Genomic DNA, 15383 nt, shown 5'->3' on the forward strand with positions numbered 1-15383 from the left:
GGACTCTCACTTCCAGTTTCGCGTTGCGCGGTCACAGTGAACGGGCGATCAGATCTTTCATTACTTCGTTCGAGCCGCCATAAATACGTTGAACCCGAGCATCCGCGTACATGCGAGCGATCTGGTACTCGGCCATGTACCCGTATCCACCGAATAATTGAAGACATGTGTCGACGACTCGGCCTTGAACATCGGTCGTGTACGCCTTTGCCATCGACGCTGTGGTGCTGTCGAGTTCACCACGCAGATGGCGTTCGATGCAGTTGTCGACGAACACTCGCGACACTCTGGCCAGGGTTGCGCACTCCGCCAGCTGGAAGCGCGTGTTCTGCATATCGAACAGTGGTCCACCGAACGCCGAACGATCCTTGGTGTACTGCACCGTGATCGCGACGGCAGCCTCGGTGGCAGCTGCGGCACACACTCCGATGACCAGTCGCTCGTGTGGGAGTTGCTTCATCAGATAGCCGAAACCTGCGCCCTCGTCGCCGAGCAGATTCTCGGCCGGGACCCTGACGTCCTCGAAGAAAAGCTCGGCCGTGTCCTGTCCCTTCATACCGATCTTGTCGAGTACGCGGCCCACTCGGTAACCGTCGACGTCAGCTGTCTCCACCACTATCAGCGAGACCCCCTTGGCGCCGGCAGACTGATCTGTCTTGGCTGCGACGATGACCAGATCAGCGTGTTTTCCGTTGGAGATGAACGTTTTGGCTCCGTTGATCACGTACTCGTCGCCGTCGCGAACAGCATTGGTACGCAACATTTTCAGATCGGATCCTGCGCCCGGCTCGCTCATCGCGATGGCACCGACGAGCTCGCCTGATGCCATCTTGGGCAACCATCGTTGCTTCTGTTCCTCGCTTCCGTAAGCGAGGATGTAATGCGCGACGATGCCACTGTGGACCATGTTGCCGAAGCTGGTGTCGCCCAGACGGTACTGCGCGTCGAAAATAGCGAAATCGTGTGCGTAGGTGCCGCCCCCTCCGCCGTATTCCTCCGGAATCGATGCACACAGCAGACCGAGATTGCCGGCTTTGTTCCACACGTCGCGGTCGACAGATTTCTGATCTGCGAACCGCTCCTGGTTCGGTAGGAGTTCGGCTTCGAAAAACTTTGTGGCCATGTCCTTCAAGGCGACTATGTCGTCGTCGATCCACGATGATCGGTATTCTGCTGTGCCCATGTTCTCGACTCCTAGAAGTTGAAGCCGCCGCCACAGACCAGGGTCTGCGCGCTGACGTAATCGGATTCGGGGGTGCAGAACAAATAGACCGCCCCTGCAGCTTCGCTCGGTGCGCCGGCGCGACCGAGTGGGATCATCTGTTCCATCGCGGTCATCAGGTCGGGGTTGACCCCGACCTTGATCTCTTTGCCTTGAACATCGATCGTGGCTTGGCCATCTGCCGACGCTTCGGTGAGGCGGGTCTTGATGAAGCCGAATGCAACAGTGTTGACGGTGACGTTGTACCGGCCCCATTCCTTCGCCAACGTCTTGGTCAGCCCAGTGACACCGGCCTTCGCCGAGGAGTAGTTTGCCTGGCCTGGGTTGCCGCCGGTTCCGGCAAGAGACGAGATATTGACGACCTTGCGGCATGGGATAGGTTCACCCGCAGCTTTGGCCTTCTTGACTGCGGCCGCGATGACGGGCTGCGCGGCGCGCAGAATACGAAAAGGAGCCTTGAGGTGTACGTCGAGAATCGCATCCCACTGCTCGTCGGTCATCTTCTGGATCACCGAATCCCAGGTGTAACCCGCATTGTTGACCATGATGTCGAGTCCGCCGAAAGAATCGACGGCGGTCTGTACGAAACGCTCGGCAAAACCGTCTTCGGTGACGCTTCCGGCGCACGCAACGGCGAGGCCGCCGGCGTCCTCGATCGCAGCAACGGTCTCGTCGGCCGGTTCCGCATCGAGGTCGTTGACGACCACCTTCGCACCCTCTCGGGCAAGTTTGAGTGCGATCTCCCGACCGATCCCACGGCCGGAGCCAGAGACGATCGCGACCTTGTTCTCTAGAGTTCCCATGGTGTGCAGTCTCTTTCAGTTGATGGCGACGACTGCGTCGCCGGTCAGTGCGACGGTGCCGTCGGCGAGGATGACAGCGAGTTCGACGGTGGCACGACGCTCACCGTCGACCTGATCGATCGAGACAACTTTGCCGGTGGCAGTGGGCTTGGCCAACACGGGCGTGATGGAAGCAAACCTCACCTGGTACGAGCGAATATCCTGCTGCGGAATCCAATTGGTCAACAAACGACCCAGGTATGCCATCGAAAGCATGCCGTGCGCGAAGACGTCCTCGAGTCCTGCCGACTTGGCAACGTCGATGTCGATGTGCATGGGGTTGTGATCGCCCGAGGCGCCGCCGAACAGTGCCAACGTCGTTCTCGTGATCTTGTCGATCTCCAACGTGGGGAGCTCGGTGCCGAGCTCGATGTGTTCGGTAGATATCATTTGCCCACTCCTGGGTTTCGAACGACGAGTACAGATTTCAGGTCCGCCACTGCGGATCCATCAGCGCGGGTGACGGCGGTGTCTTTCACGAAAAATTCCAGTGCACCGCCCTTTTTCGAGTACACATCGGCGATCGTCGACTTCGCAGTCAACGTGTCACCCGGGTAGGCGATCGAGTGGTAGGTGAATGCTTGTTCCCCGTGTAGGACGAAGCGCAGATCGACGCCGAGGTCCGACAACCAAGCGAATGGGTCGGGACTGTCGAGCTCGATGGAGAACAGGAAAGTCGGCGGGACAGGCAGGTCCTTGTGCCCGGCTGCCTTGGCTGCCTCGACGTCGGTGTAGACGGGGTTAGTCTCACCGATGGCCTTGGCGAAGAATCGCAACCTCGCTGCATCGACAGTGATGTCGACGGGCTCGAACTCGGTTCCGATCACTGCGGTATCGACGGCCATGCTCAGCTCACCTTCTCGTAGAGGGTGACCACGGCGGCGCCGCCGAGACCGATGTTGTGCTGCAAGGCCACTTTGAGATCTCCCTCGACCTGACGGGCCTGTGCCTGGCCGCGCAACTGCCACACCAGCTCCGCACACTGCGCGAGACCCGTCGCACCGAGCGGGTGTCCCTTGGACAGCAGGCCACCGGAGGGGTTGGTGACAACCTGGCCGCCGTAGGTGTTATTGCCGTCGTTGATGAACTTTTCGGCTGTTCCCTCGGGTGTGAGGCCGATTGCCTCGTAGGTGAGCAGCTCATTGGCTGTGAAACAGTCGTGCAATTCGACGACGCGGATATCTTCGGGCCCGACGCCGGACATTTCGTAAACCTGTTGCGCCGCAGCCTTCGACATGTCGTAGCCGACGACCTTGGTCATGTCGTTTTCATCGAATGTCGAGGAAAAGTCGGTCGTCATCGCTTGGGCTTTGATCACAATGGACGCGTCGAGACCGTTCTTCTTGGCGTATTCCTCGCTGACGATGACTGCCGCCGCCGCGCCGCAGGTGGGCGGGCAGCATTGCAGTCGAGTGAGCGTGCCGTAGATGTGCGGCGAGGCGAGTACTTCTTCGACGCTGGTCGGCGTCTTGAACACCGCATACGGATTGTTCGCGGCGTGCAGGCGGGACTTGACGGAAATCTTCGCAAACGTTTCGGGTGCGGTGCCGTACTTCTCGGCGTATTGACGACCTGCACCACCGAACATCTGAGCAGCGAAAGGTGACTCGTCCCGTTCCTGGACCTGATCCATCACCTCGTCGAACCGCACGAACGGCGACGGCCGATCGGTGAATCCCATAGCCAGCGCACCCCGCTGCATCTGCTCGAAGCCGACCGCGAGAGCGACGTCGACCGCACCCGACTCGACAGCCTGCCGGGCGAGGAACAGGGCCGATGAACCGGTCGAGCAGTTGTTGTTGACGTTGATGACTGGGATTCCAGTCAGACCGAGGCCGTATACGACGGCCTGTCCGCATGTGGAATCGCCGTAGACATAGCCCGCGTAGGCCTGCTGAATTGCGCTGTACTCCACACCCGCGTCGGTGAGGGCGGCACGCGCTGCCGTCGTTCCCATCACGTCGTACGTCTCGGACCGGCTCGGCGTCGCGAAGGGGATCATTCCTACGCCTGCAACCACTGCTCTTCGCGTCATCCCAAACTCCTGAAGTTGACTAATTCTGATTTACTTACTGAAGCAGAAGCGCTGTTGGAATGCAATAGGTAGATCGGTACGACATTAACTTCGGTGACACGAGAGCTCTCGGGGCCGTCAGACGAACGGGCTCCACCGCCGTGCCGTGGTCCAAGCACCCACGTCGATCTCGACGAAAATATCTTTCGACCGATCCGACCCCTCCGCGGCACGTACGCTTGCACGACCTCACTCTGCGCGACGTCCGCCGTCTCACCACAAGGAGCGATTCTCATGTCACAGGATTCGTCCGCTGCAGCCGTCACGACCTCCGTCGAAAACGCCATCGGTTACGTGACATTGACCGAGCCGGAGCGTCGAAATCCGCTCTCGGTGGCAACTATGCGCTCGTTCCAACAGGCACTGCTCTATCTATCAACGACTCCCGCCGTACGCGTGATCGTCGTTCGCGCCGAAGGACCCGCATTCTCGGCCGGCCACGACCTGACCGAAGTTGTCGGACGGTCCCTGGAAGAGGAACGCGAGATCTTCGCCGTCTGCACGGAGATGATGCTGACCATTCACCGCGTTCGCCAGCCCGTGATCGCTGCGGTGCAGGGCATGGCCCTGGCTGCCGGTTGCCAACTCGTCGCCTCCTGCGACCTCGCGATTGCCTCCTCCACCGCTCGTTTCAGCACCCCTGGTGTGAAGATCGGGTTGTTCTGCTCGACGCCGATGGTGGCCTTGACTCGAGCAATCGGGCGCAAACAGGCGATGCGAATGCTGCTGACCGGAGAAATGATCGATGCGGCGACCGCCCTGCAGTGGGGGCTTGTCAACGAGGTAGTTGCCCCCGAATCCCTCGACACCGTCACCCGGTCGATGGCCGAGACCATCGCAAGCTCGAGTGCCATGACCATCGGTATCGGCAAAGAGGCGTTCTACCAACAGATCGATCTATCCGAGAGCGACGCCTACGCTGCGATGCAGGAGGTCATGGCGAACAATGCTACGACCTGCGATGCCCAGGAAGGCATTTCCGCGTTTCTCGGCAAACGCACACCACACTGGCAGGATCGCTGATCAGATCAGCGCACCGGGCGGCGTCCTAGGGGCCTCCGGCCCGACTGACCGGCCCGGTCGGCTCAGCTGCGGCGGCCGACCACCGGGTTGAGCTCCGAGGCCGCAAGGCCGCCGGGCTCGACGCCTGGGAGGAACTCGCGCCAGGTACCGCTGATCAGAGTCGGTGAAGACGTCACTCGTGCGCCGTCGGCGAAGTAGGTGGTGGCCAGCGCCCGACGCGGCTGCGTGGTCAGGTTGGGGCCCGCGGTGTGGAAGCACAGAGCCGAGTGGAAAGACACCTCGCCCACCGCGAACGGCCCGGACTCCACCGCGACGTCGCGCTCGGTGAAGCGCTGAGTGACAGCCTCGTCGTACGACGTGCCGACCTTGTCGAACTCCAAGTCGGCCACCTCGCCCAGCACCTCGCGGCCGCGGGCGAACGACAGCGGACCCATCCGGCCGGGGATCGCCGACATCGGCATCCATGCGGTAACTGCCTGGGTGGTCTGCAGCGGGAAGTGCTCGGCGTCGTGGTGCCAGGGCGTGCGGCCGCAGCCGGGCTCCTTGGACAGCGCGTTGTCGTGGTAGAGCCGAACGCCGGGTTCGTCGAGCAGGGTCGCAGCCAGGCCGCCGATTCGGGGCGACAGCGCCACTGCGCGCATCAGATCATCGTGGAGCCACATCTGCTCCAGCGCGGTGAATCGGCCGGCGACGTCGTCGCCGTGCTCGGCGCGCAGCAGCCCCTCGAGGTGCTCGGCGAGGCGGCGCACGACCGGCGGCGACAGCACGCCGGGCAGCCGAACGAAAGCCTCCCGCGCGAAAGCCTCGACCGATGCTGGGTCGAGGTCATAGGGCTCGGCCAGCTCGCGCTCGACCTGCTCGTCGGTGGCCGCCGGGACGCCGGGCAGGCCTGGGCCGTCGACCAGTTCGGTGGGCACCTGGTCATTGGCGGCCAGCGTGACGTACCAGTCCCACCAATCCTGGTCGTCGCCCGCCCAGTCCTGTTCGATGCCGCCGTCCCGGTTCTGCTCGGGGAGCCGGTCGTTGGTCTTGTTCAAAGCCACAGCAGGGCCGCCTCGTGGGAGAAGGTATAGGCGCCGGAGGCGCCGCGGCAGGAGGCTAGGTAGTCGCCCAGCACGGGCGCCGCCTCCATCTCCTCCAGCGACACAGAGTCGTCGAAGGCGCAGCGCTGCAGGAAGCCCTCGACGACGGCGCGATCGGACGTGCCGGTGGTGTAGGTGACGCGCTGGTCGCGCACGTCCGCACCGGCTCGCACCAGCGAGTCACGCACCTGTTCGGCGCTCGTGTACGGCGTTGCCTCGCGTACGCCGGCACGGAAGGCGTCGTAGAAGGCGAGGTAGTGGGAGGCCGCCGTGGCCTGTGCGACCAGGCCGAGGCCACCGGGGGCCAATGCAGCCACGAATCGCTCGGCCGCAGCGTCCAGCTCGGTCGGCGGCAGGGCGTAGAGCGCATGGGTGGCCCACACGACGTCGTAACCGGTCTGGTCGGCGGGAAGATCCTGCAATGTCATCACCAGGTCTTCTCTGGCCGAAAACGGCGGGCCCAGCGCGGCGCGCGCCTCGGCCACCGAGAACGCCGACGGGTCGAGCAGGTCGTAGGCCAGCTCGGGCAGCGCAGAGAGGTCGGTGTAATGCCGCAGCGCGGTGGGAAACTTGCCGCTGCCGCAGGCCACGTCGAGCAGCGACCAGCCCTCGTGCGCGCGTTCGGCGAGCAGGCCGGGCCAGTCGGCGGCCAGCGCCAGCTGGCGGTAATCCTCGGTGGCAAGGGCGTAGAACGCCTCCATGCCCGTACGACCTGCCTCGCTCCAGTGCTCGAGACTCCGGTCGGCTGTATCTCCGCTACTCACACGAGTCCTCGTCTCTCTCAGAAAGCCGACCTCGATGCACCGGGCGGGGCGTCGTGGTTGACTCGTTGTGATGTCCAACGTAGCTCCGAACCCGTCGATCGGCACCGCAGCCGTGCTACTCGACGACTTACGCGCCCTACGGCGTGGTGCTGCGGCCCTGGCCGGCCTCGAGCCCGAGTCCTACGCTCGCGACCACGCCGCGTTCGAGCAGCTCTCCGACCAGCGCGGCCTCATCGCCGAGCACCTCGCAGGCCGGCTGGCCACGATGGGCGACGGACCGGTCTCGGTGCTTTCGGTGGGCTGCGGTGACGGCTCGCTCGACGTCCAGCTCGCCAAGGGCCTGGTGAATGCGGTGCCGGGCCGACCGGTGCGCTACGTCGGCATCGAACCCTGGTCCGGGAGCGCGCGGCTTTTCACCGCCAACATGGCTGCGCTGGGGTCCGACGAGCTCAGCGTCGACGTGCACGTCGCGTCGTTCAGCGACGCCCCGGTGGACGAGACCTTCGACGTCGTGTTGTTCGTGCACTCGATGTACTACGTCGCCGACGTGGGAGAGACCCTGAGTGGCGCCCTCGACCTGCTGCGACCCGGTGGCGAGCTGTGGGTGCTCAACGCGCCCCGAGGCGCGCTCAACGCCCTGGTCGACGTGCTCGCCCCACCGCTCGAGGGACACCGGCAGTGGTTCAGCGCCGACGTCGAGAAGGCCTTCGTCGACGCCGGCATCGCCCTCGACGAGGTGGTCACCCTGGACGCGCTGGTCGATCTCGCCTCCGCGAGCGAGCGGGTGCTCGACTTCGCGGTGCAGGCCCGGCTGACCCCCGAACTGCGCGGACCAGTGCGGGCCTATCTCGACGCCGTCTCGGTACCCGGCGCCGACGGCAGGCCCCGGGTACCGCACCCGGTCGACGTGTTCGCCGCGGCCCGCCGCTGACCGTCACTCGAAGGATCTGCGCGGCGCGGACACTCACGCAGGCGGGGCGAAGAATTCGAGTGCGATATTGTCCACGTCTCGGAACGAGATGCCCGAACCGTATCCTGCGTGTTTGATACCGGAGTGTTCGATCTTCAACTCGTCCAGCCTGTCTCGCCACTGGACCAGTTCTTCCTGGGAGCAACCGAACGCGATGTGATCCAGGCCCGCGCGACGTTCGTCGAACGGCCCCTCAGCCGTCGAACCGTGGTGTGAATGTAGCCCGAACAGCATCCCGTTCGCGAGCGCAAAGACCGAATGATGGAAGGTTCCCGACTCTTCGTCCTCGTCCAGAACCGGGCGGGAATCGAACAACTTCGAATACCATTCGACGCTCTTCTCGAGGTCTGTCACCGTTATTGCAACATGGGCCAAGCCTGGAAAACTGGACATTTTCGGTCGACCTTTCGGATGGGCGCTCGCACTACCGTGAACCTAATCGAGACTGTTGCACGGCGAGACGTCATGGACGAAAGCTGCCCGTTCGGGTAGGTGCGAAAAAGCCCATGCCTTTGTACCCGGATGGCGCTTCGGATTCAGTTGCAGCACAACAACGCAAGACCGAAATGAGCTGGTGTGATCTATTTTTCAGCGAGACCCATTGCCGCTGCGAGATATTCACGCGAGTCTCGAAACGTCTGCGCCACGCCGCGTCCCGCGACGGCTCGGTACCGACTGATCTGATCGTCATCGAGAAGATCGAGCGCCGTGGTGGAATCCGCGTGCATCCAACCGCCGTCTCGCACCAGTTTGTGGGCGCGTTTGCCCTGCAGGGCAGAAATTCCCTCGACTCTGATTCCCTTCGGATCGGTCGACGCTGCGATGTAGTAAGCCTTCTTCCCGGGGTAACCGGCCTTGACCTTCGCGCGCAACCGCAAGACGGCATCGGCCGCGTCATCGATGGCCGACAACTGCTCGTCGGAACCCGATTCGGCAGCAGAGACTCGCGCAATCTCCGCATCCAGTCCAGCAAGCAAAGTGGCGAGGTACTCAAGGTCGCTCATCAACTCATGATGCCTTACGGCAGTGCTCTCCGGAACCAGCACCCGACTACCCTCATGATCCAGCTCCATACATAGGTTCGCCCTCGAGCAGCAAAGCCGAGAACGGCTCCAATGCACTCGCCCCGTCCATGCATCCCTGCGACCCGCTGTGGATACACATGCACGAACTTCCTGAAATGGAATTGACTGCCACAGCCTGAGTCGAACGGGCCCTACCCGAACTACGTTGTACCACATTACCTTTCGATTCAAGCACGGGCCGAATTCGGCATCGATGTGGGAATAGTGACCAGCGGACTCACCTCACCCTGGAACGAGGGACGTCTTCGAAACCGGTGGCTGACTGCACACTATCGGCGGTTATCGGCGGGATCCCGTCAATAGCCATCGATAGTGTGCACTGAGCGTCGGGCGACCACACGATCTGGGTTTGATCTGCGCCGGTAGCCCATACGCAACCACCCGCATCCACGGCCGTCACTACCGACATGCGACACGCAGGGCTTACGTCGGAGCGTCGCAAAGTGGAGACAAATGCGGGCTGCTCGCCAGTCGCCTTCCAGCAGCCTCCAAGCCCGGCATCCAACGCATCCCGACACGATCGTCAGGCACCGCCACCAGAAACCCGTTGCCACCCGATGCAGTAGACCCAACTCCGTCAGGCGCACGAGATCGGCAGCCGTCGCGGCCCGCACCATCCGCATAGGCAGGCGAGCAAACTCTGGCGGTAGGACGCTTTGACGGCGTCGAACATCTCTCTTAGCTTTACCCAAATAGTGAGTATCGGATGTCGCTTACCGAACTTCGTGAATTCGACCACATTCACACGGCTCTGAATTACCGTCGTCGTTGCCCCGCACCTGACTGCACACTATCGGCCGTTATCGGCGGGATCCCGTCGATAACCGTCAATAGTGTGCACTGAGGCACCGGGCGATCACACGAAAAAGGCTCCGACCACACCATCTGGTCGGAGCCTTGTCGCTGGAGCCTCCTAACGGGATTGAACCGTTGACCGCTCGCTTACAAGGCGAGTGCTCTACCGCTGAGCTAAGGAGGCGTTGGTGCTGAGCCAGCATATCCACTCACTCCTCGCTCAGTAACAGCAGGTACCTTGTGCGTGGATCACCCCAGCTATGTAAAGACGGTCATGACTTTCCTGCAAGACGTGACGGCCTCGCTCAGCCGTCTCACCGGCGAGCGTCGCGCCACCATCGACACCCCTACGGCCGCACCTTCACCACTGCGGCCGATCGACCTCACCGACGATGCTGTGGTGGCAGAAGTGCTGGATCTGGCGGTACGCGTCGGTGAGGTGCTTCTTGCGTCGGGGACTTCCGCGATGGATACGGCATCCCAGGTGCAGTACATCGCGGCCACCTACGGCCTCGCTCGCTGCGATGTCGATGTCACCTACAACTCCATCACCATCAGCGCTCACCGCGGTCCGACGCGGCCGCCGGCGTCGACGATGCGGATCGTGGAATACCGGTCGATGGACTTCACGCGTCTGGCTGCCGTGGACAACTTGATCCGGGATGTCCGCGTGAAGATGGTGTCGCCTGCGGTTGCGCGCGAGACGTTGGACGCCATCACCAAGGCGCCGCACCCGTACAACCGTTGGATCGCGACACTTGCCTGGTCTGGCATGGCTGCGGCGATCAGCGTGTTGGTCGGTGGTGACGCGCTCGTGGCGGTGGTGAGCTTCTTGACGACGATGGTCATCGACCGGATCGGGCGAGTCCTGAACCGGGTGGGTCTGCCGTTCTTTTTCCAGCAGGTGGTCGGCGGATTCGTCGCGGCGACCCCTGCCATCACGTTGTACAACTTTCAGGAGCAGCTGAATATCACGATTTCGCCGTCGTTGGTCATTGCGGCGGGAGTGACGGTTTTGCTGTCGGGACTGTCGTTGGTGGGCTCGGTGCAGGACGCCATTACCGGGGCACCGATCACTGCGTCGGCGCGTTTCTTCGAGGTTCTGATGATGACGGGCGGGATCATCGCTGGTGTTGCGACGTCGTTGAAGATCGCCGCGATCGTCGGAAGCGATCTGCCGCTGATCACCAACAACCCGCCCCCCGGCATCGACGAGTTGCCGACGAAGGTGCTGGCGGGTGCTGCAGCCTCGTTGTTCTATGCACTGGCCTGCTACGCGGAGCGGCGTGCGTTGACGGCGGCGTTCCTCGGCGGCTTCGCGGGCGCTCTGGTGTACCTGCTCATTCAGACATTGTCCACCGGGCCAATCATCGCGTCTGCGTTCGCGGCGACCGTCGTCGGGTTCGCCGGTGGTCTCATGGCTCGTCGCGCGCTGATTCCGCCGCTGATCGTCGCGGTCGCCGGCATCACGCCGCTGTTGCCGGGTCTGTCGCTGTACCGAGGCCTCTACGCGTTGCTCAACGACCAACTGCTGCTCGGCATCAGTGCGTTGCTCGCAGCGTTCGGTATCGGTTGCGGCCTCGCAGCTGGGGTCACGCTCGGCGAGTGGGGAGCGCGTACGTTGCGTCGTCCACGCATCTTGGCTCGCACCGAAGAGTTGCTACGTCCTACTCTTCGACGCAGAGAAGAACCGCGCCGTCCGGTTGTTCGCCGGCGACGCGGTCCAGTCGAGCTCAAGAAGAAGAAGAAAATTCAGGCCTCGGGGGTTCCCTCTGCGGACTGACGTGCAGCTGCGTCGGCCTCCATTGCTTCACGGAGGCTGCGGGGGCGCATGTCCGTCCAGTTCTTCTCCACGTACTCCAAGCATGCTGCGCGGGTGTCTTCACCGAAGACGACCTTCCAGCCCTGGGGGACATCGGAGAATGTGGGCCACAACGAGTGCTGGTCTTCGTCGTTGACCAGCACGAAGAAGCGTCCGTCTTCGTCATCGAATGGATTGGTACTCATCTCGCCTCACTCGTCGCAAACGTATTGTTATCGGCAGTCTTCTGTGTGAAGTGCCCCCGACCCTAGCAACGCACAGTATCGCACTCGAGTGCCGACGCTGGAGGTCAGCTTCGGAGAAACTCCAGTACGGCGCTGTTGATCGCCTCGGGCCGCTCCAGATACCCGAAGTGCCCGACGTCGGGAATCTCGACGTATTGGGCGTCGGGGATCACCTTCGCCAGCTCGGCGCTCAGGTACGGGGGGATCATCCGGTCGTGCTCGAATCCGACCGACAAGCAGGGCACCGAGATCTTTCCGTACGCTGCACCTCTGTCGAAGTTCTCGTCCATCCCCAGCTGAGCCCGCACGCCGGGTGATGTGGGAGCCGTCGAGAATTCGAACAGGTCGAGCCAGTCACGCGCCGATCGGGAGTCGGCGAGTGTGGTCGGGGACAGGTTCATCACGGCCGTGATCGCTGCGGCGTACTTCGGTGGTAAGACGGTCTTGGCGTCGGCGAGTTCGCGTTCACCTTCGCCGAGTGTCTTCTGAAACTCGTCGAGACGGGCATGTCCGGCGAGGAATACAGCTTTGCGGACCAGTTCGGGTCGAGTCAGCGCCAGTTCCTGCGCGACGCGTGAGCCCATCGAGGTACCGACGACGTATGCCTTCTCATCGCCCTCACGAATCAGTTCGATGAGTCCGGCGGTATCGGCTACGAGATCGTCGATTTTCATGCCCTGTGCGCTCTCCGACGAGGGCGCTATCCCACGATTGTCGAAATAGCAGACGCGGTAGCCGGCTTCGACGAGTTCGGGGACCTGATGCAGGTCCCATACTCGTCCCGGGCTTCCTGTGCCCATGATGAGAACGACCAAATCGCCAGAACCTTTGACCTGGTAATTCAGCGAAATCCCGTTCACGGTTGCGATCGGCATGTAACTCCTTTGCTCGTCTGCGGCTGGAGGAAAGCTTACGACCGAGCGCACAGGGTGGTCGACCGGCGGGTTTCCGGCTTGACTCGGTCGGGTAGTCCACCATGGTTGCGAGCTCGGCATGTAGGACGCTGTCGAGCGAATTCCACCGGGGAGTAGAAGCGAGGGTCACTGCAGTGAGCAATGAGAACGCATCCGAAGAAGCCCGCAAAGGCCTGTTCGACGCGGTCAAGGGCAAAGCCAAGGAGGTTGTCGGGGCAGTAACCGGCAACGATTCCCTCACCACCGAGGGGCAACTTCAAAGCGCACAGGCCCGTGAACGCGCAGAGGCGAACGCCACCGAGATGGCAGCCCAAGCGCAATCAGAGGAGGCTGCCGAGGATCTCGCTGCCGTGCGAAATACCGCCGAGCAACAGCGCGATGCGGTCAGCGCGAGCGCCGAGTCCTCGGCAGAGAGCGCTCGTAGAGTCCAGCAAGCACAGCACGTCGCGGCCGAGAAGAAAAAGCATCAGACCGTCCGGGACGAGGTTGCCGACGCCGAGGTCGACGCACGCGCCGAACAGATCGAGGCGCTCGCAGAGGGCCAGGCCGACGCCGCAGCCGCGACGCAGGACGAGCTGAAGGCCGTGCAGGAGCATGGCGAAGAAGTGGCCGAGGCCGATGCAGCCCGGGCCGCAGCAGATCGTGCTCGACGCAACGCCGAATCATTGCGCGAAGACATCAACCCGTGAACAGGAGCAGTCCTTCCATGAACGTACTCAGTATTCCGCTGTCCATTCTCCGATTTCAGTACAAGATAATCCGAATCCCATTGCACCTGTTCGAAACATCCGTCGTGCAGACGTGGAGCACCGACGCACCCGCTCGCATTGCGTACGAGCGCACTGTCGGATCGCTCGACAAGGCCGTCGGCAGCGTGCTCGGCGACAAAGATGTCGAGCAACGTGGCGAAGCTCAGGTCCACCTCAGCGAAGAGTTGGCCAAGGCCCGCAAGCTCGAAGCCGACGCCGACGCGACCCAGGCGGTCGCAGACCAGAAGCTGAGGGCCTCTCGCGAAGCAGCCGAGAAGGAACGTAAGGCTGCCGCCTTAGCCGCAGACGACGCTGCACGTAAGGCACGTGAGCAGGCCGAACAGCGCAAGCAGCAGGCCGCTCAGGAAGCCGAAGCGAAGGCTGCCGCGGAGAAGAAGCAGGCCGACGAGGTGGCCGAATCACGGGCAGCGCAAGCCCGCGCCGCGGAGAAGAAGCAGCACGAGCAGATCGCCAAGTCCGAGAAAGCCGCGGCCGCGCCCGCAGAATCCGAGCTGGCGGACGCCGCTGAAAGCAAAGAAGAGGCCGAGGACAAGAAAGCCGAAGCAGCGCGTATCGAAAAGCTGTTCCTGGCAGAAAAGAACAGCTGAACAAGCAATCGAAAAGCCGAAAGCGTCCCTCCGGGGGCGCTTTCGGTGTTTCAGCGCCCTCGGAACGTCGATCGATAGACGCTGGGCGAAACACCTATCTCCGCCATCAACTGTTGACGCATCGAGGTCGCCGTCCCGAATCCAGACTCGGCCGCGACCCTGTCAATGCTGTGGTCGGTGTTTTCCAGTAGCTCACGTGCGCGGTGAATGCGTTGCTGAGCAATCCATTTGGCCGGTGATATTCCGACTTCAGCCGTGAAACGGCGGGTGAAGGTCCGCACACTCATGGACAGTTTCGCCGCGAGAACCTCGAGACTCAAAGGTGCGTCGAGGTTCGCGACCGCCCAAGCTTGCGCCGCCGCCGTGGACGTTGTGGTCGAGCGCGGTATCGGCATTTCGATGTATTGTGCCTGGCCGCCGCTGCGGTGCGGTGGCACCACGGTCCCCCGCGCAACGCGGTTGGCCACGGATGAGCCGAAGTCCTCACGAATCATGTAGAGACACAGATCGATTCCCGACGCTTCCCCTGCGGAAGTCAAGATGTTGCCGTCGTGAGTGTAAAGAACGTCAGGCTCGAGCTTCACCTGCGGATAGCGCGCGCGGAACTGCTCTGCAGACTTCCAGTGGGTGGTCGCGCGGCGCCCATCGAGCAATCCCAGTGCGGCAAGAACGAACGAGCCGGTGCAGATCGACGCAATCCGGGCATCTGCAGGAACTCTGTCAAACATGATCATGTTCGCCGATGAGCGTTCGCCGTAGTCCAGATCGGAGGCTGGAACGATCACGGTGTCGGCGTGTTCGAGCGCTTCGACGCCGTGCCGAACGTATATCTCGGCGTCGGTGTCGGTTCGCACCGGACCCGGCACCGACGTGCATGTCACGACGTCGTACAACGCCGTTCCGTCTTCTGATCGCGCCTGTCCGAACAATCGATGCACGGTGCCGAATTCCATCGCGAGCAGTCCGTCGCGGACGAAAACGACGACTCTGTGAGTCATGGCCTGATTCTTTCACATATTGTCTTCTCGGCCAGTTTCCGATTGCGGACAGAGGCGAGAGGCTCAGTGCATGAACATTCTGTGGGTCTTCTGTCAGTTTCAGAAGACGACTGCACGATGTCAGAAGTGGTGTGCATTCGTTCGTCGACTTGGTGAGTGAGGCCCGTTGGGTTCCTGGTGAGACAATAGATGTTTGTCTCGCTTGAGAGTA

General features: G+C 62.5%; 17 protein-coding genes and 1 tRNA gene. 5 read left to right on the forward strand and 13 right to left on the reverse strand.

The features are described 5' to 3' along the window. Positions 1–31 precede the first annotated feature (31 nt). The 5 genes from O1W68_RS02665 to O1W68_RS02685 are packed head-to-tail and all read right to left on the reverse strand — an operon-like array spanning position 32 to position 4099. Complete coding sequence (locus O1W68_RS02665) at positions 32–1183, reverse strand: acyl-CoA dehydrogenase family protein (RefSeq protein WP_269301331.1); 1152 nt, start codon at positions 1181–1183, stop codon at positions 32–34. 11 nt (positions 1184–1194) lie between these two features. Further along, positions 1195–2025, reverse strand: a complete 831-nt coding sequence (locus O1W68_RS02670) for an SDR family NAD(P)-dependent oxidoreductase (protein ID WP_269301332.1) — start codon at positions 2023–2025, stop codon at positions 1195–1197. 15 nt (positions 2026–2040) lie between these two features. Further along, positions 2041–2454, reverse strand: coding sequence for a MaoC/PaaZ C-terminal domain-containing protein (locus O1W68_RS02675; RefSeq protein WP_269301333.1), 414 nt, complete (start codon positions 2452–2454; stop codon positions 2041–2043). Beyond that, the gene (locus O1W68_RS02680; RefSeq protein WP_269301334.1) at positions 2451–2909 is read right to left on the reverse strand and encodes a MaoC family dehydratase N-terminal domain-containing protein; all 459 of its coding nucleotides are present in this window, start codon (positions 2907–2909) and stop codon (positions 2451–2453) included. Before O1W68_RS02680 ends, O1W68_RS02675 begins: the two co-directional genes overlap by 4 nt. Before the next feature lie 2 nt (positions 2910–2911). Then, positions 2912–4099, reverse strand: a complete 1188-nt coding sequence (locus tag O1W68_RS02685) for a lipid-transfer protein (RefSeq protein ID WP_269301335.1) — start codon at positions 4097–4099, stop codon at positions 2912–2914. Between the two features lie 273 nt (positions 4100–4372). Between O1W68_RS02685 and O1W68_RS02690 the strand changes: the two genes are divergently transcribed. Continuing rightward, a complete protein-coding gene (locus O1W68_RS02690; protein WP_269301336.1) occupies positions 4373–5161 on the forward strand; it encodes an enoyl-CoA hydratase in 789 nt (262 codons plus the stop codon). Between the two features lie 62 nt (positions 5162–5223). On the opposite strand, the gene O1W68_RS02695 is transcribed toward O1W68_RS02690, so the two are convergent. Both O1W68_RS02695 and O1W68_RS02700 read right to left on the reverse strand, forming a co-directional pair. Further along, on the reverse strand, positions 5224–6204 hold the full coding sequence (locus O1W68_RS02695) for a phytanoyl-CoA dioxygenase family protein (protein WP_269301337.1): 981 nt from the start codon (positions 6202–6204) through the stop codon (positions 5224–5226). Further along, entirely contained in the window at positions 6195–6944 is a 750-nt protein-coding gene (locus O1W68_RS02700) for a class I SAM-dependent methyltransferase (RefSeq protein WP_269301338.1), read from the reverse strand. The genes O1W68_RS02695 and O1W68_RS02700 overlap by 10 nt, the downstream gene beginning before the upstream one ends. Positions 6945–7077: 133 nt before the next feature. Here O1W68_RS02700 and O1W68_RS02705 point away from each other — a divergent pair, with 133 nt between their 5' ends. Next, the gene (locus O1W68_RS02705) at positions 7078–7938 is read left to right on the forward strand and encodes a class I SAM-dependent methyltransferase (RefSeq protein WP_269301339.1); all 861 of its coding nucleotides are present in this window, start codon (positions 7078–7080) and stop codon (positions 7936–7938) included. A 33-nt stretch (positions 7939–7971) separates the two neighbouring features. Here the strand turns inward: O1W68_RS02705 and O1W68_RS02710 are convergent, their stop codons facing one another. The 3 genes from O1W68_RS02710 to O1W68_RS02720 all read right to left on the reverse strand — a co-directional run bounded on the left by O1W68_RS02710 (position 7972) and on the right by O1W68_RS02720 (position 10041). Then, on the reverse strand, positions 7972–8370 hold the full coding sequence (locus O1W68_RS02710; protein ID WP_269301340.1) for a VOC family protein: 399 nt from the start codon (positions 8368–8370) through the stop codon (positions 7972–7974). Between the two features lie 188 nt (positions 8371–8558). Next, entirely contained in the window at positions 8559–8981 is a 423-nt protein-coding gene (locus tag O1W68_RS02715; RefSeq protein ID WP_269301341.1) for a phosphate acetyltransferase, read from the reverse strand. Positions 8982–9966: 985 nt separating this feature from the next. Beyond that, a tRNA-Thr gene (locus tag O1W68_RS02720) sits at positions 9967–10041 on the reverse strand. 90 nt (positions 10042–10131) lie between these two features. Between O1W68_RS02720 and O1W68_RS02725 the strand changes: the two genes are divergently transcribed. Next, positions 10132–11640, forward strand: coding sequence for a threonine/serine ThrE exporter family protein (locus tag O1W68_RS02725; RefSeq protein WP_269301342.1), 1509 nt, complete (start codon positions 10132–10134; stop codon positions 11638–11640). On the opposite strand, the gene O1W68_RS02730 is transcribed toward O1W68_RS02725, so the two are convergent. Both O1W68_RS02730 and O1W68_RS02735 read right to left on the reverse strand, forming a co-directional pair. Continuing rightward, positions 11610–11864 (reverse strand): MbtH family protein, encoded by a 255-nt coding sequence (locus tag O1W68_RS02730; protein ID WP_084347229.1) that lies wholly within the window; start codon positions 11862–11864, stop codon positions 11610–11612. The two genes, O1W68_RS02725 and O1W68_RS02730, sit on opposite strands and share 31 nt — an antisense overlap. A gap of 104 nt (positions 11865–11968) precedes the next feature. Further along, positions 11969–12778, reverse strand: coding sequence for an alpha/beta fold hydrolase (locus O1W68_RS02735; RefSeq protein ID WP_269301343.1), 810 nt, complete (start codon positions 12776–12778; stop codon positions 11969–11971). 173 nt (positions 12779–12951) lie between these two features. On the opposite strand from O1W68_RS02735, the gene O1W68_RS02740 reads away from it, so the two are divergent. Then, positions 12952–13506: a general stress protein CsbD gene (locus O1W68_RS02740; RefSeq protein WP_269301344.1), complete on the forward strand. Its 555-nt coding sequence runs from the start codon at positions 12952–12954 to the stop codon at positions 13504–13506. Between the two features lie 17 nt (positions 13507–13523). Beyond that, the gene (locus O1W68_RS02745) at positions 13524–14174 is read left to right on the forward strand and encodes a hypothetical protein (RefSeq protein WP_269301345.1); all 651 of its coding nucleotides are present in this window, start codon (positions 13524–13526) and stop codon (positions 14172–14174) included. A gap of 50 nt (positions 14175–14224) precedes the next feature. Here the strand turns inward: O1W68_RS02745 and O1W68_RS02750 are convergent, their stop codons facing one another. Beyond that, the gene (locus tag O1W68_RS02750) at positions 14225–15172 is read right to left on the reverse strand and encodes a GlxA family transcriptional regulator (protein WP_269301346.1); all 948 of its coding nucleotides are present in this window, start codon (positions 15170–15172) and stop codon (positions 14225–14227) included. Between the last annotated feature and the right edge of the window lie 211 nt (positions 15173–15383).

This window comes from Rhodococcus sp. H36-A4 (assembly GCF_027158005.1).
In the GTDB taxonomy this organism is placed as follows: domain Bacteria; phylum Actinomycetota; class Actinomycetes; order Mycobacteriales; family Mycobacteriaceae; genus Rhodococcoides.